Below are 19,658 nucleotides of genomic sequence, written 5' to 3' on the forward strand. Positions count from 1 at the left end.
ATGACCCCCACTTCCCGCACAAGCAACGAACACATCGCCTTCATAGGTGGCGGCAACATGGCCAGCGCCATCATTGGCGGCCTGCTTAAACAGGGCATGCCTGCCAGCCAGATCCAGGTGGTCGAGCCTTTTGAAGAACAGCGCAACAAGCTCACCCGGCAATTCGGTGTGCAGGTGCATGAAAAACCCGGCGCTCCACTGACCAGCGCTGGCCTGGTCGTCTGGGCCGTCAAGCCGCAGACTTTCAAGGATGCAGCCCTGCAAACACGCTTTCACACCAAAACCGCCCTGCACCTGAGCGTGGCAGCCGGCGTGCGGTCCAGCAGCATCGCGCGCTGGCTGGGCACCGAACGTGTGGTGCGCGCCATGCCCAACACGCCGGCGCTGGTCGGCAAAGGCATGACGGCGCTGTTTGCGCGGGATGCCGTGACAGACGACGACAAACTGGCCGTCGAGCAGGTGGTCAAGCCCACAGGGGCTTTCCTGTGGCTCACCGAAGAAGCTCATCTGGACGCGGTCACCGCCATTTCGGGCTCCGGCCCGGCCTACGTCTTTTATTTTGTGGAAGCCATGATCGAGGCCGGCACCGACATGGGCCTTGCGCCGGAACAGGCGCGCAAGCTCGCCGTCGGCACCTTTGTCGGCGCTTCGGCGCTGCTGCAGGCGTCCGACGAAACGCCGCAGGCCCTGCGCGCCCAGGTCACGTCCAAAGGGGGAACCACCTACGCCGCGCTGACCTCGATGGAGCAGGACCGCGTCAAGATGCAGTTCATGCGCGCCATCCACACGGCAAGGCAGCGTGCCGGTGAATTGGGTGACGAGTTTGGTGCGGGTTGAAGGGAATTAAACAAAAATCGCCCGAAGCCCAATATAGACGTGCGCAAGCGGCTATCCAATTAATAGCAACATGATGCTTGTGCCGCGACCGCACAGGGCCAGGGAATTTGCCGGCAAGTCAACCGCCCCGGGAGGGAAGACGTTGAAGAGGAGCGTCTGTCACGGCTATCCTGGTCCTTTGTGGACGGTTCACCCGGCAACACCCGCACCATAACTTTTCCAACATCCGGAGCTTCACCATGAACAAATTACTGTCCACCCTCATCAGCGCAGCCGTCCTTGCCATGCCCCTGGCCGTGATCTCCACGCCAGCAGCGGCCCAGGCCGCCGCCCCCGCAGCAGCCCCTGCCGCCGCACCTGCTGAAAAAGCCGCCGCACCCACAAAAGCCAAGGCAAAAGCCAAACACAAGGTCAAGCACAAGGCCAAGGCAAAAGCCAAAAAATCGGTGTAATTCGCCGGATGGAGTTCTGCTGAGCCCTCGATCCGGCGACGCAGGAATTGAAAAAGCCCGCATCTGCGGGCTTTTTTTATGGCCGCCTGTTTCGGCGCAGGCTCAAAGGCCCAGGTACGACAGCGCAATTCCCGCAAATACCGTAAAGCCCAGCCAATGGTTGAGGCGAAATGCCTTGAAACAGTCATCGCGCTCGCGCTTGCGGATCAGCCAGCCGTGCCACAGCGCCTGCCCGAACGCCACCCCAATTGCTATCAAATAAATAGCTGGTTGCGCACGATCCATAAGGGCTACAGCCCAAATCGATAGAAAAATCAGATAGCTGAGCATGACACCCGCCACATCGAACCGCCCCAGTGTGATGGCCGACGTTTTCATGCCGATCCTCAGGTCGTCGTCACGGTCGACCATGGCGTATTCCGTGTCGTAGGCAATCACCCAGAACAGGTTGCCCAGCAACAGCACCCAGGCCAGCAGCGGCACGCGCGACTGCACGGCGGCAAAGGCCATCGGAACGCCAAAACTGAAAGCCACCCCCAGCACCGCCTGCGGCATGGAGACAAAACGCTTGGCATACGGATAGGCCAGCGCGATCCCCAGCGCGGCAAATGACCAGGCGATGGTGGCGGCATTGGTGGTGAGTACCAGGCCGAAAGCCAGCAAAGCCAACACGGCGCCGAGAACCAGGGCCTCTCTGACAGAAAGGGCTCCGCTGGTCACGGGGCGCTCGGCCGTGCGCTTGACGTGGCGGTCAAAATCGCGGTCGGCCACATCGTTGACACAGCAGCCGGCACTGCGCATGAGGAAAGTGCCCAAGGTGAACACGACCACCAGGTGCCAGCCCGGAAACCCATGTGAAGCCACCCACAGCGCCGACAAGGTCGGCCACAGCAGCAGCAACCAACCCGCCGGGCGATTCCAGCGGATCAGTTGAAGGTAGAGGTCGAGCTTTTGTTTCAACAAGCCAGGATGCACCTTACTCTTCGAGCAAAGAGCGCAGCATCCAGGCCGTCTGCTCGTGCACCGTCAGGCGCTGCGTCAGCAAGTCCGCAGTCGGCTCGTCGCTGGCCTTGTCGGCCAGAGGAAACAATTCGCGCGCCGTGCGAGCGACGGCTTCATGGCCCTGCACCAGGATGCGCACCATCTCCAGCGCCTTGGGCGGCACCACAGGTACATCGGGGATGGAAGCCAGCTTGCTGAACTGGGCGTAAGAGCCCGGTGCAGGATGGCCCAGGGAGCGGATACGCTCGGCCACCGGGTCGACCGCAGCCCAGAGTTCGGTGTACTGCGTCATGAACATCAGGTGCAGCGTGTTGAACATCGGCCCCGTCACGTTCCAGTGAAAGTTATGGGTGGTCAAGTACAACGTGTAGGTGTCGGCCAGCAGGCGGCTCAGGCCCTTGGCGATCGCCGCGCGGTCTTTTTCATTGATGCCGATGTTGATGGACGGTGCGGCTTTGCTGGCAGGTTTGGCGGAAGACTTGGCCATGGTGTTTCCTTTTTTAAAATTCAGGGATAACTTTAACGAAATCAGGACGACGGCCGCAACAGCCGCCGTCAATGCCCGTCATAGACTGGATTCAAGACAGGCGGATGACGCCGGGCAGCTCGCAGGCGTAGATGGCATTGCGCAGCGCGGCAATGGCCTCATAGCGCGTAAAACTGCGACGCCAGGCCAGCACCACGCGCCGACTCGGCACATCGCCGTCAAACGGCAGGTATTTGATGAACGAAGGTTGCTCTGCCGCCACTTTGCTGCGGCTTGCGGTGGGTTTGCCCTTCGCGGTCTTTTTGGCTGCGGCCTGCTCGGCCAGAGCCTCCTTGGGCACGCCCAGTCGGGGCACCAGCGTGATGCCCATGCCCGCCGCCACCATGTGCTTGATGGTTTCCAGCGACGAACCTTCAAAGCTTTTGCTGATGCCTTCGGCGCTGCTGGAAAAGCGTGCAAATTCGGGGCAAACCTCGAGCACGTGGTCGCGAAAGCAATGGCCGGTCCCCAGCAGCAGCATGGTTTCCTTCTTGAGCTCCTCGGCCGTCACGCTCTTGCGTGACGCCAGCGCATGGGCGCTGGGCACAGCCGCCATGAAAGGCTCGTCATACAGCGGCGCAATGGCCAGGTTGGTGTCGGGAAAGGGCTCGGCCAGGATGGCGCAGTCAATTTCACCGGTCCGCAGCTCCTCCAGCAGCTTGACGGTGAAGTTTTCCTGCAGCATCAGCGGCATCTGCGGCGTATGCGCTATCGCCTGGCGCACCAGGTCGGGCAATAGATAGGGGCCAATCGTATAGATCACGCCCAGCCGCAGCGCGCCGGCCAGCGGGTCTTTGCCGCGCTTGGCAATTTCACGGATGTTGTCGGCCTGTTCGAGCACGCTCTGGGCCTGGCGCACGATTTCTTCGCCCAGCGGCGTCACGGTGATTTCGTTGGCGTTGCGCTCAAAAAGCTTGACCTGCAGCTCTTCCTCCAGCTTCTTGATGGCCACGCTGAGGGTGGGCTGCGAGACGTGACAGGCGTCGGCGCCCTTGCCAAAATGCTTTTCGCGGGCCACAGCGACGATGTATTTGAGTTCGGTCAGCGTCATGGGCTTATTGTGCTGCTTTTCTCAATCGCTGCATCGCCGGATGTTGCTTAGGCCTTCAGGTAATCGGCTTTGCCCCCCAGCCAGCGCAGGATGTGCCGGTGGGCCAGCTCCGCATGCCGGTCCAGCACGAGCGGAGCCCGCTCGCGCGCCCAGGCCAGCAGCGCGGCATCGGTTTCCAGATCCGCAAACCGCAACAGCGGCGCCCCCGACTGCCGCGCCCCCAGGAACTCGCCGGGCCCGCGGATTTCCAGGTCGCGCCGGGCGATTTCGAAGCCGTCATTGGTTTGCGCCATCGCTTTGAGGCGTTCGCGCGCCATCTCGCCGAGCCGGGACGCATCGCCGGTCGAAAACAGCAGCACGCAGGCCGATGCCGCCGCGCCGCGCCCGACCCGGCCGCGTAACTGGTGCAACTGGCTCAGGCCGAAGCGCTCGGCATGCTCGATCACCATCAGGGAGGCATTGGGCACGTCGACCCCCACCTCAATAACCGTGGTGCTGACCAGCACGCCCATTTTCCCGGCGGTGAACTGGCCCATTACAGCCTTCTTTTCCGCGACAGGCATGCGAGAGTGAAGCAGCCCCACAGTAATGCCGGGCAAGGCCGTGCTCAACGCTTCATGCGTTTGCGTGGCATTGACCAGGTCGATGGACTCGCTTTCCTCAATCAGCGGGCAAACCCAGTAAATCTGCCGCCCTTCCGCCAGCTGACCGCGTATGCGCGTGATCACTTCGTCGCGCCGCGCGTCGCTCACCACCTTGGTCACGATGGGCGTGCGGCCGGGCGGCAGCTCGTCGATGGTGGACACATCGAGGTCGGCGTAATAACTCATAGCCAGCGTGCGCGGAATCGGCGTGGCGGTCATCATCAAAAGGTGGGGCTCCTGCCCGCCTTCAGTCATTTTGCTGCGCAGGGCCAGCCGCTGCGCCACGCCAAAGCGGTGCTGCTCATCGATGATGGCAAGCGCCAGGTTTTTAAACCGGACTTTCTCCTGGATCACGGCGTGGGTGCCTATGACCAGGCCGGCCTCCCCGCTCTCGATCAACGCCAGCATCTCGCGCCGTTCTTTTGTTTTCTGGCTGCCGGTCAGCCAGGCGGTCTTGATGCCCAGCGGCTCCAGCCAGCCGATCAATTTGCTGAAATGCTGCTCGGCCAGGATTTCCGTAGGCGCCATCAGCGCGCACTGCCAGCCCGCGTCCATGCAGCGTGCCGCGGCCAACGCCGCCACCACGGTTTTGCCGGCACCGACATCGCCCTGCAGCAGGCGGTGCATGGGAATATTTTTTTTTAGGTCCGCTTCAATCTCGTTGCACACGCGCTGCTGGGCGGCAGTCAGCCGGAAAGGCAGGCGCTCCAGCAATTGGTCATGCAGCGTGCACTGCGTGCCGCGCATGGCGGGGCCCGCCAACGCCGGCGCGCGCATGGCCGCACGTATGCGCCGGGCCTGCAGCTGCGACAGCTGCTGGGCCAGCAGCTCTTCGGCTTTAAGCCGCTGCCAGGCCGGATGGCTGCGGTCTTCCAGCGTGGCCAGCGAGACATCTGGCGCGGGGTGATGCAAAAACTGTAGCGCCTCGCGCAGGCTCCATAAGGGCTGCAGCCTGTTTTCACTTAAAACTTCAGGCGGAAAGGTCTCGTACAGGTCGGCCCGCGCCAGGCCGCTAAGCACGGCTTTACGCAGGTAGGTTTGCGGCAGTCCGGCCACGGTGGGATATACCGGCGTCAGCGCACCCGGCAGCTCGCCGCCGGCCAGCCTGAAGCTGGGGTGGATCATTTCACGGCTGAGAAAGCCGCCGCGGATTTCACCCCGCACCCGAACATGGGCGCCTGTGCTCAGCGTTTTCTGGTGAGCCGGGTAGAAATTGATGAAGCGCAGCACGCAGGTGTCGCTGCCGTCGTCTACCGTCACCCGCAGCTGTCGACGCGGGCGAAAGGCGATCTCGCTGTGCGTCACCTGGCCTTCGATTTGCACCAGCTCGCCGTCCCGCGCGTCCGCCAGCCGCACGATGCGGGTTTCATCCTCGTAGCGCAGCGGCAGGTGCAAGGCCAGATCGATGTCACGGCGCAGGCCCAGCTTCTCCAGGGCTTTTTGCGCAGGGGATTTGGGCGGAGCTTTTTCGGCCTTGGCCTGAGACGCGGCCGTGTTCCCGGCCGCGGCCTCAGGCGGGACAGTTTTTCGGGCGGAGGCACCAGGTGGCGACATGGGACAATTGTGCCTTCATGAGCACCCATTTCACCCTCAGCGATTTTGATTTCACGCTGCCCGAAGAACTCATTGCCCAACACCCTGCCGCCCAGCGCAGCGGCTCGCGCCTGCTTGACGGGCGTGAAGACCTGCCGGTGGACCGACGGTTCACCGAACTCCCCGGCCTGCTGCTGCCGGGCGACTTGCTGGTCTTCAACGACACCAAAGTCGTCAAAGCCCGGCTCTTCGGCCAGAAAGCCAGCGGCGGCAAACTGGAACTGCTGATCGAACGCGTGCTGTCGCCCCATGCGGATGCCGGCCATGAAGTCGCCGCCCACATGAAGGTCAGCAAAAAGCCCCTGCCGGGCGCGGTGCTGCAAATGGACGGCGGCTTCACCGCCACGCTGCTGGGCCGCTGGCCCGAGGAAAGCGGACCTCTGTACCGTTTCCGCCTGAGCAGCGACCCGTATGCACTGATGGCGCAGCACGGCCACGTGCCGCTGCCGCCGTACATCACCCATACCGACTCCGCGGACGACGAGCAACGCTACCAGACGGTGTTTGCCAAAAACCCGGGCGCCGTCGCCGCGCCCACCGCGGCACTGCACTTCGATGAAGCCATATTGGCGCAACTCGAAGCGCGCGGCATCCAGCGCGCGAGCGTGACGCTGCATGTGGGTGCCGGCACCTTCCAGCCCGTCAAGGCTGAAAACATTGCCGACCACACCATGCATTTCGAACGTTTTGAGGTCCCTTTGGCCACGCAGCAAGCCATTGCCGCGTGCAAGGCGCGTGGTGGCCGCGTGATGGCCGTGGGCACCACCACCGTGCGGGCGCTGGAGTCGCACGCCAAATTCGGCCCCGACTGCAACGACACCAACATCTTCATCACCCCGGGCTTTGAATTTGCCGTGGTTGACCTGCTGCTGACCAACTTTCACCTGCCCAAAAGCACGCTGATGATGCTGGTCAGCGCGTTTTCGGGCTACGAACACATCATGGCGCTGTACCGGCATGCGATAGCCGGGCGATACCGCTTTTTCAGCTATGGCGATGCCATGTTGCTGGCCCGTAAAACCCCTCTGGGGAACACCTGAGGGTGCCTGAATCTCCCCGCGTACACCTGCGACAATCCCAAGATGCTCGAATTTGAAGTTCTGAAGACCGATGCCCCGGCCGGCGATGGGGCTGGCGCCTACCTCGGCTCCTACGCCCGGCGCGGCAAGCTGACGCTCAACCACGGTGTGGTGCAAACCCCCATCTTCATGCCGGTCGGTACCTATGGCACGGTCAAGGGCGTGATGCCGCAGTCACTGCACGACATGGGCGCGCAAATCATCCTGGGCAACACCTTCCACCTCTGGATGCGGCCCGGCCTGGACGTGATGCAGCAGTTCGGCGGCCTGCACAAGTTTGAAAGCTGGAACAAGCCCATCCTGACCGACAGCGGTGGCTTCCAGGTCTGGTCGCTGGGCGAGATGCGCAAGATTTCCGAGGAGGGTGTGAAGTTCGCGTCGCCCGTGAACGGCGACAAGCTCTTTTTGACGCCCGAGATCTCGATGCAGATCCAGACCGTGCTCAACAGCGACATCGTGATGCAGTTCGACGAATGCACGCCTTACGACACCAAGGGCCACATCACCACTGAAGGCGAAGCGCGCAGCTCGATGGAGCTGAGCCTGCGATGGGCAAGCCGCTGCATTGCGGAGTTCAAGAAGCTTGAAAATCCCAACGCGCTCTTCGGCATCGTGCAAGGCGGCATGTTTGAGAACCTGCGCCAGGAATCACTCGACGCGCTGGTTGAACTGGACCTGCCCGGTTACGCCATAGGCGGCGTGAGCGTAGGCGAGCCCAAGGAAGAAATGCAGCGCATCATGGCGCACACGCCGCATCGCCTGCCGGCAGGCAAGCCGCGCTACCTGATGGGTGTGGGCACACCCGAAGACCTGGTCGAAGGCGTGGCAGCCGGTGTTGATATGTTTGACTGCGTGATGCCGACGCGCAATGCGCGCAACGGCCACATGTTCACGCGTTTTGGCGACCTGAAGATCCGCAATGCGCGCTACAAGACGGAAGACCAACCCGTTGATGCCACCTGCAGCTGCTACACCTGCAAGAATTTCTCGCGCGCCTACATGCACCACCTGGATCGCTGCGGTGAGATGCTGGGCCCCATGCTGTCGAGCATCCATAACCTGCATTACTACCTCAACCTGATGCAGGAAGTCCGCGATGCGCTCGATGCGAGGCGCTTTGGCGAGTTCACCGCGCAGTTCCGGGCCGACCGGCAGCGAGGCGTGTAATGAACATCAACCTGCAACGCTGGATTGACCGCTGGGTCGGCATTCCGCTGTGTGCTGCGGTATCGGGCGTCGATGCCGTGCTGCGGCAATTCCGCTCCGGCGCCGATCCCGCGCCGCGTGCCATCGTGGTCATTTTGCTGTCGGAGATGGGCAGCCTGGTGCTGGCCCATGACATGTTCGCGCGCCTGAAGCAGCGGTATCCCGACGCGCCGCTGCATGCCCTGCTCTTCGGCAAGAACCGCGAAATCCTCGACCTCATGCAGGTGCTTGACCCGGCCAACGTGCACACGGTGGACGACAAGTCGCTGGGCGGCCTGCTGTCCAGCCTGTGGAAGGCGATTGGCGAGCTGCGCCGCGCGAATGTTGACGTGGCGATTGACTGCGAGCTGTTCTCGCGGATCAGCAGCCTGCTGTCGTATGCCAGCGGCGCGCGCATCCGCGTGGGCTTTCACCGCCACACGCAAGAAGGCCTGTACCGCGGCTCGCACATCAACCGGCCCGTTCCCTACAACCCTTACCAGCACATCAGCGCGCAGTTTCTGACGCTGGCGCGCGCGATTGATTCCACGGCCGTTCCCAAGTCCAAACTGCCCGCGAATCTGGCCGCTGCAGGCACCGGAAAACCACCGCCGCACGTACAGCTGGATGCCGCGCTGGTGCCAGGCATCCGGACGCGATTGGCTCAGGACTTTCCCGCGATTGCCGGCAAGCCTCTCGTGCTGGTCTATCCGGGCGGCGGCATCTTGCCGATACGCGCCTGGCCATTGGCCTCCTACACCGCCTTGTGTGAAGGCCTGGTGGCCGACGGCTGTGCCGTGGCCGTGATCGGCCTGAAAGACGACCAGGCACTGGCGCAGCAGCTGGTAGCCAATGTGCAGGCTGCCTTCCCGGGCAGCCCCGTGATTGACCTGACCGGCTATACGCGATCCATTTCCGAACTGCTGGCGCTCTTTCATGTGGCACGCCTGCTGGTCACCAACGACGGTGGGCCTGGCCAGTTCGCGGCGCTCACACCCATCTGGACACTGATGCTGTTTGGCCCCGAGACCCCGGGCCTGTATGCGCCGCTTACACCGCAGTGCCATTCCTTTTACAGCCAGTGGCCATGCTCGCCTTGCCTCACTGCCTATAACCACCGCTCGTCCTATTGCGACGGCGACAACCAGTGCCTGAAAGTCATTGCGCCCGAAGCCGTATTGGCCAAGGCGCGCGAATGCCTGGCAACCCCCTGACCCCATTCCGATGACAACACTCCGATCCATAGCAGAGGCTCTTGTCAGCCACCTGCCAGAGCGCCTGCAGCCCATGGCGCGCTGGCGCTTCATCAAGTTCGGTGTGGTGGGCGCCAGCGGCACGGTGGTGAATGTCGCCGTGCTGTACGTTGCCCAGGAATTCCTGTTCAGCCACATTGCCGACTTCCATTCCCGGCTGAACTACTCCATTGCGCTGGCGATAACCATCGCCACCATCAGCAATTTCTACTGGAACCGGCGGCTGACCTGGCGCGACCGCAAGCATGAGGTGCACCACTCGGCACTTTTCCTGTTTTCGAAGTACGTGATGGCGGCCGGCCTGGCCATCGTGCTGCAGTCACTGCTGACCAAATGGCTGGCGCTGTACGTGCACTACATCCTGGCCAACGTGCTGGCGATTGCCTTGTCCAGCGTGTGTAACTTTGTGGCCAATGACCGCATGACATTTCGCCGGCGCCGCGCGAAAATCGTCACCCCTGATGCCGATGGCGTTGCGCCGCCTTCCACCGATATCCATGACAAGCCTTGAGCCCCTGAAAAATCGTATCCCGGCCCACCGCATCTGGATAACGCTGGCGCTGCTGGTCGCACTGGCTTACCTGTTTGGCCTTGCCGGTGACCACATTCCGCGCAACGGCGACGAGCTGGTCTATGCCCATATCGCGCGGCTAACGGCGGAGACCGGCAAGTGGCTGCCCCTGGTCAGCTCCTACGATTTCATGCGCAACACCAAGCCACCCGTGCTGTTCTGGCAGGCGATGGTCGCCGGCGGATGGGGCGGGCACTGGACGCTGCTCAACCTGCGCCTGCCGAGCGTGGTCTATACGTGGGCAATTTCGCTCATGGTCGGGCTGCTGACCTGGAAGATCGTTCGCAACACAGCCACCGCCAACGGCACTGTCTCTGAAGAGCCGGTCAGCCAGGCCGCTTCAATCACCGGCCGCCATGCCCTGGCCATGGGCGCCATCGCGGCCATCGTGTACCTGTCTTTCTTCAGCACCTACCGCTATGGCAGGCCTTACCTCACCAGCGCGCCCGAAACTTTCTGGCTGTTTGGCGTGTTGTTTGCCGTTGCCTGGGCGCCGGCAAAGTTGCTGGCCTCTCGCTGGAAGTTTCCATTGCTCGCCGGCCTGGCCATCGGCATAGGCTGCCTCTACAAATCATTTGTCATGGTGGTGCCGGTCGGGTTCGGCCTGGCCTTGTGTTACCAGATGCTGGGTGCGCAAAAAGCCCCTTGGGCAATTTCCCGGCCCGGGATCATCACCGACGGCATCAAGGTCACAGCCATCTGCGTGCTGGCACTTGCAATCTTCGGATTGTGGTTTGCCATCGACCCGCAACCGGGAGAAGTCTGGCGCGAGTTCGTTGTCGGCGAAAACGCCGGCAAGATGAATTCGTCCAAGGGCTACTTTGCCATTGCGTTCAGCGGCAGCAGCGGCGTGTTGACGATATTGACGGGTTACTTCTCCAACGCCCTTTTCCTGCTACCCGTTGCCGTGGGCTGTTTTGTGGCGGCGTGGCGCGCCTGGCGGCAGCGCAAGGGCACTGGCAAGACCGTCAGTGATGCAGAAAAAGCCATGTGGCTCTGGATGCTGGCCTTTGCGCTGGTGTTCATGGTTCCCACCCAGCGTTCCACCCGTTACCTGATCCCCGCCATGCCCGCGCTGGCGGTACTGATCGCGTTGTACTGGGAGCGTATCTCGCGCATCTGGTTCAGCCTGACCCTGCTGATCTGCCTGGGCGGCGCGCTGGCCATGGGGCTGATCGGCTTTGGCGGGGTGCGGGCTACACAGGATCCATGGCTGTACTCACCGCTCTACTGGCTCTTCCTGGGAGCACTGACGCTTGCTTGCGTAGCAGGCATGTTCAAGCCCGCCTTCACGCGTCCGATTGCGGCGCTGAGCAGCTTCGCCGTACTCTTTGCGCTCGCATGGGTGACCTTGCCCTTCAACGGCGACATGGGCCATTTTCGCGCCGATACCGATGCATTGCTCAGAGGCCAGTCCGTGTCGGTGCCAAGCAATTTCAATGGGCACTTTGAGCGCTATGAGTTCATCATCCCGGGTGCCAAAATCGTTCCTTACTTTGCCGCGCAGCCGGTGGACTACGAAGACGTGAATGCGCTGTTCAAGAACACGCGCTACGCCCTGGTGCAGCGGCGTGCCGGGCAAAAGCCCTGCGACGGCTGCCGCATCATCGACCAGCGCTGGGACCTGCGCTCACGGCAGGACGAAAAAGAAGGCACGCTGGGCGCGTTCAAGTCGCCCGAAACCTTCTGGTACGCCCAAGAATACCTGGTCGAGCGCGTCGCGCCCTGAGCGTCCGCTGTTTGTTTTGTTCATTCCAACCCCGTATTTGACTGGAGCCCTGCGCATGCCGAAAACCTCACCGCAGGTCACGATGGCCCGTCTGCTGTCCCTGGTGACTGTCCTGGGCAGCCTGCTCCTTGCGCTTGGCGGCTGCGCCACGGCCATCAAGCCGCATGCGGAGACGGGTGCGCCTATGCTGGGTTTTCAGAACATGGCCCTGAACCCCGGCAATGGTGGAGAGCTGATCAGGCCCGATGTCCTGCTGCCGGGCGACATCATCCTTACCGCCGAAAACGGCATCAACTCGGTGGGTATTCGCCTGATCACGCTATCGCCGGTCAGCCATGCTGCGATATATATGGGCAACCGGCAGATCGCCGAAGCCGTGGGCTCGGGTATCCGCGTGCGCAGCATGGACGCGCTGCTCAATGATGAGGCGACGGTGGTGGCGTTTCGCCATCCCGACCTTACCGCCGAACAGGCCATCAAGATCAACACCTTCGCGGCCAGCCATGAAGGCAAGAAATACAACTATGTCGGCGTGATGCTGCAGGCGCCTTTCGCGCTGGAGCGCCGCATGTGCGAGCTGCCGCTGGTGCCTTCCATGGTGCGCGACTTCTGTATTCGCGGCATCGCAGCCGTGCAGCTGGGGCTGGGACGCAATGACCAGTTCTTCTGTTCGCAATTCATCCTGGAGGCCTACCGTAGCGCCGGCCTGCCGCTGACCGACGCCGACCCCCGGCTGATCAACCCCGGCGACCTGCTGCACATGCGGGAGGGCGATGTGCCCTCCATCATGATTCACAAGCCGCTGCGGTATGTGGGGCACCTCAAGGCGGCGCCCCAGATCGTCGCCGTCGAGCAGATGCAGCAGTAGCCGGCGCCGCTGTTGCGGTCGTTATGGCGACGGCCACTTCAGCTGGTTCAACCGCCGATGTGCATGGTGAACTGCGCGCCGTTGGAGAGCTTGCACTGCCCCGTCCCCATCGTCGATGAGTTCATCTGGTAACGGCAGCTGATATAGCTGCCCCGGCTGCCGGAGCCGTTGGCCACTCCTTCACGCGTTGAAGAGCCCGCGATGCGCGTAGCTTCCCCGTTAAAGCTTTCACCGTTGATATTGGTGGTGAAGGTGCCGCGCCCGTTCATGTCATTGGTCACCACCGCGCCCACCATGCCGTAGGCCCGGGCAGCGTCGTTCGCCGGGTACAGCCGCGCCGCAAAGGTCGTGCTTATCGGCATGGCCGGTGTGACATACACCGTGGAGGACACCGGCGGATGGCCGGGTTGGACCGGCACGACGTAGCAGCCCGTCAGGGCAGTGGCACCCAACACCGCAGCGGCCAAAGCCGTGCGACGCGTCAGGCGTGACAGGGAGAACAGGGAGGAATCGATCTTCATAAATAACCCGAAGGCCCAAGCACATGCTTGTAGAGGCAGTGTGGAGCGGAATGCCTTAAAAGTTTCGCTGAAAGATACAAGATCATTAAATTAGTACGATTAGGATCAAATAAAGATACTTTATCGAAAACCGGCATGTAGACAGTAAATCTTCACGGCGGGGGCTGCAGTCGCCAAATAGCCGACGTGCAGCGCAAAGATTCAGGCTCAGGCACCATCGACGATCCTGCCCACTTTTTTTGCAAAGATGACCATGCAATACCGCCGCCTTGGAAACAGCAACCTCAAAGTCTCCGTCCTGTGCCTGGGCACCATGATGTTCGGCAAGCAGACGCCGTTTGAAGAAGCGGGCCGCATCGTGGCGTCGGCGCGCGAGCACGGGCTCAACTTCATCGATACGGCCGATGTCTACAACCAGGGGCAGTCCGAAAAAGACCTGGGCAAGCTGCTCGCAGGCCAGCGGAACCACTGGGTGTTGGCCAGCAAGCTGGGCAACCCTGTCAGCGAGGCCATCAATGAAGGCCACTACTCCCGCCGCTGGCTGGTGCAGGAAACCGAGGCCATTCTGTCCAGGCTGCAAACCGACTACCTGGACATTCTTTACCTGCACCGCGATTACCACGACGCCAACCTGGAGGAAGCCGCGCGCGCGCTGGGCGACCTGATCCATGCGGGCAAGATTCGCAGTTTTGGTCTGTCCAACTTCAGGGGTTGGCGCATCGCCGAGGTGGTGCACCTGTGCAAAGCGCTGGGTGTGCCGCAGCCTGTGGTGTGCCAGCCGTACTACAACCTGCTCAACCGCGGCCCGGAGGTTGAAATCCTGCCGGCCTGCGGCCACTACGGCATTGGAGTGGTGCCTTATAGCCCGCTGGCGCGCGGCGTGCTGACCGGCAAGTACCCGCCCGGCCAGCCGCCTGCCGAAGGCACGCGCGCAGGCAGCGGCGACAAGCGCATCCTGGAGACCGAGTTCCGCGAAGAGTCACTCGTTATCGCGCAGAAGATCAAGGCGCGCTGCGAAGCCCGGGGCCAGGTCCCCGGCCAGTTCGCCGCAGCCTGGGTGCTGACCAATCCACTGATCAGTTCGGTCATCGTCGGCCCGCGCACCCTGCCGCATCTGGAGGATGTGTATGGTGCGGTGGAACTTGTGCTGGACACGGAGGACGAGGCCTTTATCAATGACCTGGTGGTGCCCGGCCATGCGTCCAGCCATGGCTACAACGATCCAGGCTACCCGTTTTTCGGTCGCCCGATCTGAATTTGCTATTAAAACAATAGCTGCTTGCGCTTATTGGTAAACGGCCGCAGCCATTTTCGCTGTTTTTTTTGCATGCCAACCCGCCACTATCAGGCAGCGGCAGCTGGGTCAGGCAAAGCCGCAGGCCGTCGGCCATCGGCGCCGCATGCATGGCAAAACTTCGCGAATGCGCTCTTGCGAGTGGTGCACTGGGTGCAGTGGTCAAACAGGCCAATGCCGCAGTGCGGGCAGAAGTCGATTTCCGTGTTCTTCAGGTCCACCGCCCGCTCACAGCCCGGGCACACGCCCTTGGACAGTCTTCTCAGCGCGGTGTCGTAACTCAGCTCCTCGCGGCGTTGCATGTCCGGCAGTTGCTCGGCCAGCTTCTGCTTTTCCAGGTAGCGGTTCAGCGAAATGATGGCCTGCCGGCCGACCAGCGCCGTGGCGACAATGCCCACGATGTAGCGCACGTAACCACCGTAGCTGGGCAGGTAGGGCACCAGTTCGACAAAAAAGGCGAACACGGCAAAAAAGATGAAGCCCCACACAAAAGGCCAGTAGGTGCTCTTGCGTTTTTTGGCAAACAGCCACCCGGCTGCCACGAGCAGCGGCAGCGTCAGAACCAGCCGGTACAAGAAGACACGCAGCTCGACGCGGCGGTATTCGGCGTTGAGCTGCAGTTGCGCGGCTTCTTCCATCTCTGCGAGCTTGAGCCGCTCACGCGCAGCCCCTTGCCGCGCATCAAGCGCCGCCTGCTGCTGAGCCTCGACAGCCACGCCCGCTGCGCGCTCCCGGTCTTTCAACGCATCGAGCGCATGGGTGCGCGACACCAGCTCGGGATCCTGGTCTGCGAGCTGCGTGGCGCGGCGGGTTGACAGCCAGTTGTTGAAAGTTTCCCGGGCGGCCATGGAGTCGGCCTGGCTTGCCCGGCGTTTGAGCTGGGCTTGCTCCAGCGCCGTTTCAGCGTCCCGCTCAGCACGCTCGGCCGCCTTGATGGCATTGCGCAGGGCAGTGCTGGCGGCGGCGTCCATGAAGTCGTCGAGCGAAAGCCGCTTTTCAACTTTGGGCAGGTCGCTGACGACCGTGCCGCCCAGCCCGATAAGAAAGCCGGCAAACACCAGAGCCACCAGCCACAGGCCTCGGTGCATCCACTTTTCTGTCAATCGCAAGGCATTGGCCATGGCAGTCTCCGTTTCGTGAAGGGAATAAAAAATCAGGAAGGGGCTACAACCGCACTACCGTCAGTGGCTTACCGGGGGCCGACATCTGAGCGCGCGGTAGCCAGTTGAATACCGAGTCCACCGTGACGGTTTCAATGCGATCAGAAAACCGCTTCTCATTGGGGTGGTCGTCAAACGCCACATTGGCGGCGCTCACACGCGCACCGAGACGCGTAAGCGGGCCGAGAGTCAGCACCGCTGGCTCGTAGGCCTTGAACTGCAGCCAGGCCTGAGCTCTCTCGCGTGTGGTGATGCCCGGCTCCATGGCCGCGGCCAGTGTTTCGATGGCCCACTGATTGGATTGCTGGTACTTGCGGCCCCAGGCGTAGCTCACGATGCTGTAGGGCTTGTGGTGCATGCTGACAGTCCGGCCCGGGTCCTGCAGCAAGGCCAGCAGCCGGGTCTGGATTTCCGGTGTCGGCGCCACCCAGGCAGCCTCAAAACGCCACAGGTCGTCCAGGAAAAACTCGCCCAGCCCCTGGCGGTAAATGGCCGAGTCGCTGGTGCCGCAGCTGTTGAGCTTGTGCAGCACGTGCCAGGTGGTTCCCCCCTGGCCTTCAGGCACCCGGTAGGCCAGGCCCAGGTGCGAATAGCGCACACCGTATTTGCCCAGGTCCTGGCCGGCACGCGCCAGCAGCACGACTTTCTCGCCACTGGCGTTGAGTGAGGCCAGAGTCTTTTCGGCCAGCATCATGCCGCGCTCGACGGTCTGCGTCGTTGTCTTGCGGGCTTCGCAAGGGCGCCCGGCATGGGCGGCAGGCGCCAAACCCAGGCAGACGGCCGCCAGCAGCAGCGGCCAGAGGGATTTCAGGATTTTCATGGGGAGGGTTTTCCGTTTCCGGATTTCGTCGGCAATGGATACGGCCATTCAGTAAGTCAGCCGTTCGTTATGCAACAGGGCACGGCCCAGGGCATTGGGGATAAAGGCGATCGCCTCACCGGCAGCGGACAACACCACCCCCGCGCCCACCACACTGACCATCACGGCGGTACCGGCCACCATGGAGCCAGCGGCAACACCCTGGCCGGCCACCTCGATGCTGGCGCGGGCGCCGTCGGAGGCTCGCTCCAGCACGTACACCGTTCCTCGTGCCGTGCTCTCAACCGTCTTGACCACCAGCACCGTACCGGCCGTGGACAGAACCAAAGGGACGGCGACCACCGCACCCGCTGCGGCGCTGGCCGTCACGACAACGGAAGCCACCGGCAGCGTCGACACAGCACTCAGCGCGGAAGCCTCGGACTGAGCTTGAGCATAAAAAGGAGCCATGGCGCATGCCAAGCCTGCGCAAGTAGCTATCAAATATGTAGCAAATGATTTTTTCATGATGATCCTGAAGAATGACGTCGCTACTATTCGCTGGCCGTGTGACCGCGGGATGCGCGGCCCAAGCGGGCTTCGCTCAGGTCGGCTTCGTGCCGGTCACGCAGGGTCTTGGCCAGGGTGAAGCTGCAGGTGATCAGGTAGAGCCAGCTCACGCCGAGGAAGGCCTTGTAGGTCTCGTTGATCTCCATGCGCCACAGGCCCCAGCCGGTCAGCGACATGGCCAGGAAGAAGCCGCCCCACACCACCAGCTTGAACATCGGGGTGTCCGCCAGCTTGCCTTCGGCCTTGCTTTGCTCCTGGTCACGCACATACTTGGCCAGCACGAAAGCCGCCGACAGGCAGAAGAAATAACCCATGACCATGAAGGCGCGGTCCAAGTCCTTGCCGGGCAACCAGGACAAGCCTACGGCGCACAGGAAAACGGCGATCAGGAAAGAAACCCAGACCTGGAGTTGCCAGGGTTTGGAATCACGGTGTATCAGCGTCTGCATAAAAACCTTTGAGGTTGTGGAGGTGCACGTAATGTGCGCCTCCTGCCTCAAAAGTCATGCATAAAGCGATACAGTTTTCTTTCAATCACCGTGCGGTATCAATATTTGATACCTTACTTCGCCAGAAGTGCGGCAACGCGGGAGTGCAGGACTTCGGGTTGCACGTCTGCCGGTGCCAGGGCTGGGCCCGCATTGAGCCCGACACGGCTGAACATGCCGCGCCGGAACGGGCGCACCATGGCACTGCCTTTTTCCGCACGGCTGAAAAACGACCCCCACAGGTTCGTCAGCGCCATGGGAACCACCGGCACCTGCAGGCCGTCGCGCTCGGCGTTCTCGAGAATCTTCATGATGCCGCCCTTGAAGGCCTGCAGTTCGCCGTTTTTGGTTATCCCGCCTTCGGGAAATATTGCGAGCAGGTCGCCGTCACGCAGCACCTTGGCCGCGGCTTCGAAAGCCGCCTCGTACAGCGCCGGGTCTTCCGTGCGCGGTGCAATCGGGATCGCCTTAGCCAGCCGGAACAGCCAGCCCAGAACCGGCATTTTGAAGATGCGGTGGTCCATCACAAAGTAGATGGGGCGCGGGCTGGCGGCCATCAGCAGCACCGGGTCGACAAAGCTGACGTGGTTGCAGGTCAGCACGGCGGCGCCGGCGGCAGGGATGTTGTCGTCGCCGGTGATCTTGAAGCGGTAGACCAGGCGCGAAGCAATCAGCGCGATGAAACGCAGCAGGTACTCGGGCACCAGCATGAAGATATAGAACGCCACCACCGCATTGGCCAATCCAACGAACAGGAAGATTTGCGGAATGCTGAACCCGGCCTTGAGCAGGGCGCCGGCCAGGATGGCGCTGACGATCATGAACAGCGCATTGAGAATGTTGTTTGCGGCGATGATGCGCGCCCGATGCGTGGACTGGCTGCGCAGCTGGATCAGCGCGTACATCGGCACGCTGTAAAGGCCGGCAAAGAGGCTGAGCAGCGCGAGATCAATCATCACGCGCCAGTGCGCGGAAATGGCAAGGAACTCCATCGCGTTCAACGTGGTTGGGACAAAAAACTGGGGTAGGCCACCGCTAGCGAAGTAAAGGTCGATCGCGAACACGCTCATGCCGATGGCGCCCACCGGCACCAGGCCGATCTCCACGTGGCGTTTGCTGAGCACTTCGCAGAGCAGCGACCCGGTTGCGATGCCGATGGAGAAAACGACCAACAGTAAAGACGCCACCTGCTCATTGCCGTGCAGCACCTCTTTGGCAAAACTCGGAAACTGGCTCAGGAATACCGCACCAAAAAACCACATCCAGCTGATACCCAGCATGGAGCGGAACACCACCAGGTTGCCGTTGGCAAGCTTGAGGTTGTGCCATGTTTCTGTCACCGGGTTCCAGTTGATTTTCAGGCCCGGGTCAGTCGCAGGCGTCAGCGGAATGAACTGCGAGACAAGCCGGCCAACCAGCGCGAGGCCGATGCATGCAATAGCCACATAGTCGGGGCCGACCTGGGGTACGGCCACCATCAGCCCGCCCACCACCTGGCCCAGCAAAATGGCCACAAAGGTGCCCATCTCAACCATGCCGTTGCCGCCGGTCAGCTCGCGCTCGTTGAGCGCCTGCGGCAGGTAGGCAAATTTGACCGGACCGAATATCGTGGAATGCAGCCCCATCAAAAACGTGCACCCCAAAAGCACGGGCACCTGGACGTTGGCATTGCGGCTCATGAAGCCGACGGCAGCGATCAGCATGATCACCACTTCCAGGTTTTTGACAAAGCGGATCACGCGCGTCTTCTCGAACTTGTCGGTGAGCTGCCCGCTGGTGGCCGAGAACAGCAGAAACGGCAGGATGAACAAAGCGCCAATAGCCAGCCCCGCCAACGCGGGAGGCAGCCAGCTCACGCTGAGCTGGTAGGTCACCATCACGGTGAAGGCAAACTTGAAAAGGTTGTCGTTGGCCGCGCCTGAAAACTGCGTCCAGAAGAATGGCGCGAAGCGGCGCTGCTTGAGGAGCGCGAACTGGTTCGGATGCGCGTGAACGGGGGGTGGCGACACCGCGGCGGCCATATCAACAGGCATGCT

At 62.1% G+C, this 19,658-nt stretch carries 19 protein-coding genes; 9 read left to right on the forward strand and 10 right to left on the reverse strand.

What is annotated here, in order from left to right; translation table 11 throughout:
- Window positions 1-837, forward strand: a complete 837-nt coding sequence (gene proC, locus AC1DYR_RS14160; RefSeq protein ID WP_477705632.1) for a pyrroline-5-carboxylate reductase — start codon at window positions 1-3, stop codon at window positions 835-837.
- Window positions 838-1,076: 239 nt separating this feature from the next.
- On the forward strand, window positions 1,077-1,289 hold the full coding sequence (locus tag AC1DYR_RS14165) for a hypothetical protein (RefSeq protein ID WP_477666459.1): 213 nt from the start codon (window positions 1,077-1,079) through the stop codon (window positions 1,287-1,289).
- 102 nt (window positions 1,290-1,391) lie between these two features.
- On the opposite strand, the gene ubiA is transcribed toward AC1DYR_RS14165, so the two are convergent.
- The 4 genes from ubiA to recG all read right to left on the reverse strand — a co-directional run bounded on the left by ubiA (window position 1,392) and on the right by recG (window position 6,066).
- On the reverse strand, window positions 1,392-2,252 hold the full coding sequence (gene ubiA / locus AC1DYR_RS14170) for a 4-hydroxybenzoate octaprenyltransferase (protein WP_477705633.1): 861 nt from the start codon (window positions 2,250-2,252) through the stop codon (window positions 1,392-1,394).
- A 13-nt stretch (window positions 2,253-2,265) separates the two neighbouring features.
- Entirely contained in the window at window positions 2,266-2,778 is a 513-nt protein-coding gene (locus tag AC1DYR_RS14175; RefSeq protein WP_477646630.1) for a Dps family protein, read from the reverse strand.
- 91 nt (window positions 2,779-2,869) lie between these two features.
- Complete coding sequence (locus AC1DYR_RS14180) at window positions 2,870-3,868, reverse strand: LysR substrate-binding domain-containing protein (protein WP_477705634.1); 999 nt, start codon at window positions 3,866-3,868, stop codon at window positions 2,870-2,872.
- 47 nt (window positions 3,869-3,915) lie between these two features.
- Entirely contained in the window at window positions 3,916-6,066 is a 2,151-nt protein-coding gene (gene recG / locus AC1DYR_RS14185; RefSeq protein ID WP_477705635.1) for an ATP-dependent DNA helicase RecG, read from the reverse strand.
- A gap of 17 nt (window positions 6,067-6,083) precedes the next feature.
- Between recG and queA the strand changes: the two genes are divergently transcribed.
- Genes queA through AC1DYR_RS14215 form a run of 6 tightly spaced genes read left to right on the forward strand, consistent with a single transcriptional unit; the run spans window position 6,084 to window position 12,790 of the window.
- The gene (gene queA / locus AC1DYR_RS14190; RefSeq protein WP_477705636.1) at window positions 6,084-7,145 is read left to right on the forward strand and encodes a tRNA preQ1(34) S-adenosylmethionine ribosyltransferase-isomerase QueA; all 1,062 of its coding nucleotides are present in this window, start codon (window positions 6,084-6,086) and stop codon (window positions 7,143-7,145) included.
- A 42-nt stretch (window positions 7,146-7,187) separates the two neighbouring features.
- The gene (gene tgt / locus AC1DYR_RS14195) at window positions 7,188-8,351 is read left to right on the forward strand and encodes a tRNA guanosine(34) transglycosylase Tgt (RefSeq protein WP_477705637.1); all 1,164 of its coding nucleotides are present in this window, start codon (window positions 7,188-7,190) and stop codon (window positions 8,349-8,351) included.
- Entirely contained in the window at window positions 8,351-9,583 is a 1,233-nt protein-coding gene (locus AC1DYR_RS14200; RefSeq protein ID WP_477705638.1) for a glycosyltransferase family 9 protein, read from the forward strand. The genes tgt and AC1DYR_RS14200 overlap by 1 nt, the downstream gene beginning before the upstream one ends.
- A 10-nt stretch (window positions 9,584-9,593) precedes the next feature.
- The gene (locus AC1DYR_RS14205; protein ID WP_477705639.1) at window positions 9,594-10,133 is read left to right on the forward strand and encodes a GtrA family protein; all 540 of its coding nucleotides are present in this window, start codon (window positions 9,594-9,596) and stop codon (window positions 10,131-10,133) included.
- Window positions 10,120-11,922: an ArnT family glycosyltransferase gene (locus AC1DYR_RS14210; RefSeq protein WP_477705640.1), complete on the forward strand. Its 1,803-nt coding sequence runs from the start codon at window positions 10,120-10,122 to the stop codon at window positions 11,920-11,922. Before AC1DYR_RS14205 ends, AC1DYR_RS14210 begins: the two co-directional genes overlap by 14 nt.
- 55 nt (window positions 11,923-11,977) lie before the next feature.
- Window positions 11,978-12,790, forward strand: a complete 813-nt coding sequence (locus tag AC1DYR_RS14215; RefSeq protein WP_477705641.1) for a YiiX/YebB-like N1pC/P60 family cysteine hydrolase — start codon at window positions 11,978-11,980, stop codon at window positions 12,788-12,790.
- 47 nt (window positions 12,791-12,837) lie between these two features.
- On the opposite strand, the gene AC1DYR_RS14220 is transcribed toward AC1DYR_RS14215, so the two are convergent.
- Window positions 12,838-13,311, reverse strand: coding sequence for a hypothetical protein (locus AC1DYR_RS14220; protein WP_477705642.1), 474 nt, complete (start codon window positions 13,309-13,311; stop codon window positions 12,838-12,840).
- Window positions 13,312-13,564: 253 nt separating this feature from the next.
- On the opposite strand from AC1DYR_RS14220, the gene AC1DYR_RS14225 reads away from it, so the two are divergent.
- Complete coding sequence (locus AC1DYR_RS14225) at window positions 13,565-14,566, forward strand: aldo/keto reductase (RefSeq protein WP_477705643.1); 1,002 nt, start codon at window positions 13,565-13,567, stop codon at window positions 14,564-14,566.
- An 89-nt stretch (window positions 14,567-14,655) separates the two neighbouring features.
- On the opposite strand, the gene AC1DYR_RS14230 is transcribed toward AC1DYR_RS14225, so the two are convergent.
- The 5 genes from AC1DYR_RS14230 to AC1DYR_RS14250 all read right to left on the reverse strand — a co-directional run bounded on the left by AC1DYR_RS14230 (window position 14,656) and on the right by AC1DYR_RS14250 (window position 19,655).
- A complete protein-coding gene (locus AC1DYR_RS14230; RefSeq protein WP_477705644.1) occupies window positions 14,656-15,726 on the reverse strand; it encodes a serine endopeptidase in 1,071 nt (356 codons plus the stop codon).
- A 43-nt stretch (window positions 15,727-15,769) separates the two neighbouring features.
- The gene (locus AC1DYR_RS14235; RefSeq protein ID WP_477705645.1) at window positions 15,770-16,585 is read right to left on the reverse strand and encodes a DUF2145 domain-containing protein; all 816 of its coding nucleotides are present in this window, start codon (window positions 16,583-16,585) and stop codon (window positions 15,770-15,772) included.
- Between the two features lie 48 nt (window positions 16,586-16,633).
- Window positions 16,634-17,092, reverse strand: a complete 459-nt coding sequence (locus AC1DYR_RS14240; RefSeq protein ID WP_477705646.1) for a hypothetical protein — start codon at window positions 17,090-17,092, stop codon at window positions 16,634-16,636.
- Between the two features lie 26 nt (window positions 17,093-17,118).
- Complete coding sequence (locus AC1DYR_RS14245) at window positions 17,119-17,583, reverse strand: YiaA/YiaB family inner membrane protein (RefSeq protein ID WP_477705647.1); 465 nt, start codon at window positions 17,581-17,583, stop codon at window positions 17,119-17,121.
- A 113-nt stretch (window positions 17,584-17,696) separates the two neighbouring features.
- Window positions 17,697-19,655, reverse strand: coding sequence for an MFS transporter (locus tag AC1DYR_RS14250; RefSeq protein ID WP_477705648.1), 1,959 nt, complete (start codon window positions 19,653-19,655; stop codon window positions 17,697-17,699).
- Window positions 19,656-19,658 lie beyond the last annotated feature (3 nt).

This window comes from Polaromonas sp. P1_F9 (genome assembly GCF_056405615.1).

Bases quoted from the DNA above. Each gene is read 5' to 3' on its own strand.
- recG (WP_477705635.1), bottom strand. From the start codon at position 6,066: ATGTCGCCACCTGGTGCCTCCGCCCGAAAAACTGTCCCGCCTGAGGCC.
- AC1DYR_RS14180 (WP_477705634.1), bottom strand. From the start codon at position 3,868: ATGACGCTGACCGAACTCAAATACATCGTCGCTGTGGCCCGCGAAAAG.
- AC1DYR_RS14220 (WP_477705642.1), bottom strand. From the start codon at position 13,311: ATGAAGATCGATTCCTCCCTGTTCTCCCTGTCACGCCTGACGCGTCGC.
- tgt (WP_477705637.1), top strand. From the start codon at position 7,188: ATGCTCGAATTTGAAGTTCTGAAGACCGATGCCCCGGCCGGCGATGGG.
- AC1DYR_RS14240 (WP_477705646.1), bottom strand. From the start codon at position 17,092: ATGAAAAAATCATTTGCTACATATTTGATAGCTACTTGCGCAGGCTTG.
- proC (WP_477705632.1), top strand. From the start codon at position 1: ATGACCCCCACTTCCCGCACAAGCAACGAACACATCGCCTTCATAGGT.
- AC1DYR_RS14205 (WP_477705639.1), top strand. From the start codon at position 9,594: ATGACAACACTCCGATCCATAGCAGAGGCTCTTGTCAGCCACCTGCCA.
- AC1DYR_RS14165 (WP_477666459.1), top strand. From the start codon at position 1,077: ATGAACAAATTACTGTCCACCCTCATCAGCGCAGCCGTCCTTGCCATG.
- AC1DYR_RS14245 (WP_477705647.1), bottom strand. From the start codon at position 17,583: ATGCAGACGCTGATACACCGTGATTCCAAACCCTGGCAACTCCAGGTC.
- AC1DYR_RS14230 (WP_477705644.1), bottom strand. From the start codon at position 15,726: ATGGCCAATGCCTTGCGATTGACAGAAAAGTGGATGCACCGAGGCCTG.
- AC1DYR_RS14225 (WP_477705643.1), top strand. From the start codon at position 13,565: ATGCAATACCGCCGCCTTGGAAACAGCAACCTCAAAGTCTCCGTCCTG.
- queA (WP_477705636.1), top strand. From the start codon at position 6,084: ATGAGCACCCATTTCACCCTCAGCGATTTTGATTTCACGCTGCCCGAA.
- AC1DYR_RS14200 (WP_477705638.1), top strand. From the start codon at position 8,351: ATGAACATCAACCTGCAACGCTGGATTGACCGCTGGGTCGGCATTCCG.
- AC1DYR_RS14215 (WP_477705641.1), top strand. From the start codon at position 11,978: ATGCCGAAAACCTCACCGCAGGTCACGATGGCCCGTCTGCTGTCCCTG.
- AC1DYR_RS14210 (WP_477705640.1), top strand. From the start codon at position 10,120: ATGACAAGCCTTGAGCCCCTGAAAAATCGTATCCCGGCCCACCGCATC.
- AC1DYR_RS14250 (WP_477705648.1), bottom strand. From the start codon at position 19,655: ATGCCTGTTGATATGGCCGCCGCGGTGTCGCCACCCCCCGTTCACGCG.
- AC1DYR_RS14175 (WP_477646630.1), bottom strand. From the start codon at position 2,778: ATGGCCAAGTCTTCCGCCAAACCTGCCAGCAAAGCCGCACCGTCCATC.
- AC1DYR_RS14235 (WP_477705645.1), bottom strand. From the start codon at position 16,585: ATGAAAATCCTGAAATCCCTCTGGCCGCTGCTGCTGGCGGCCGTCTGC.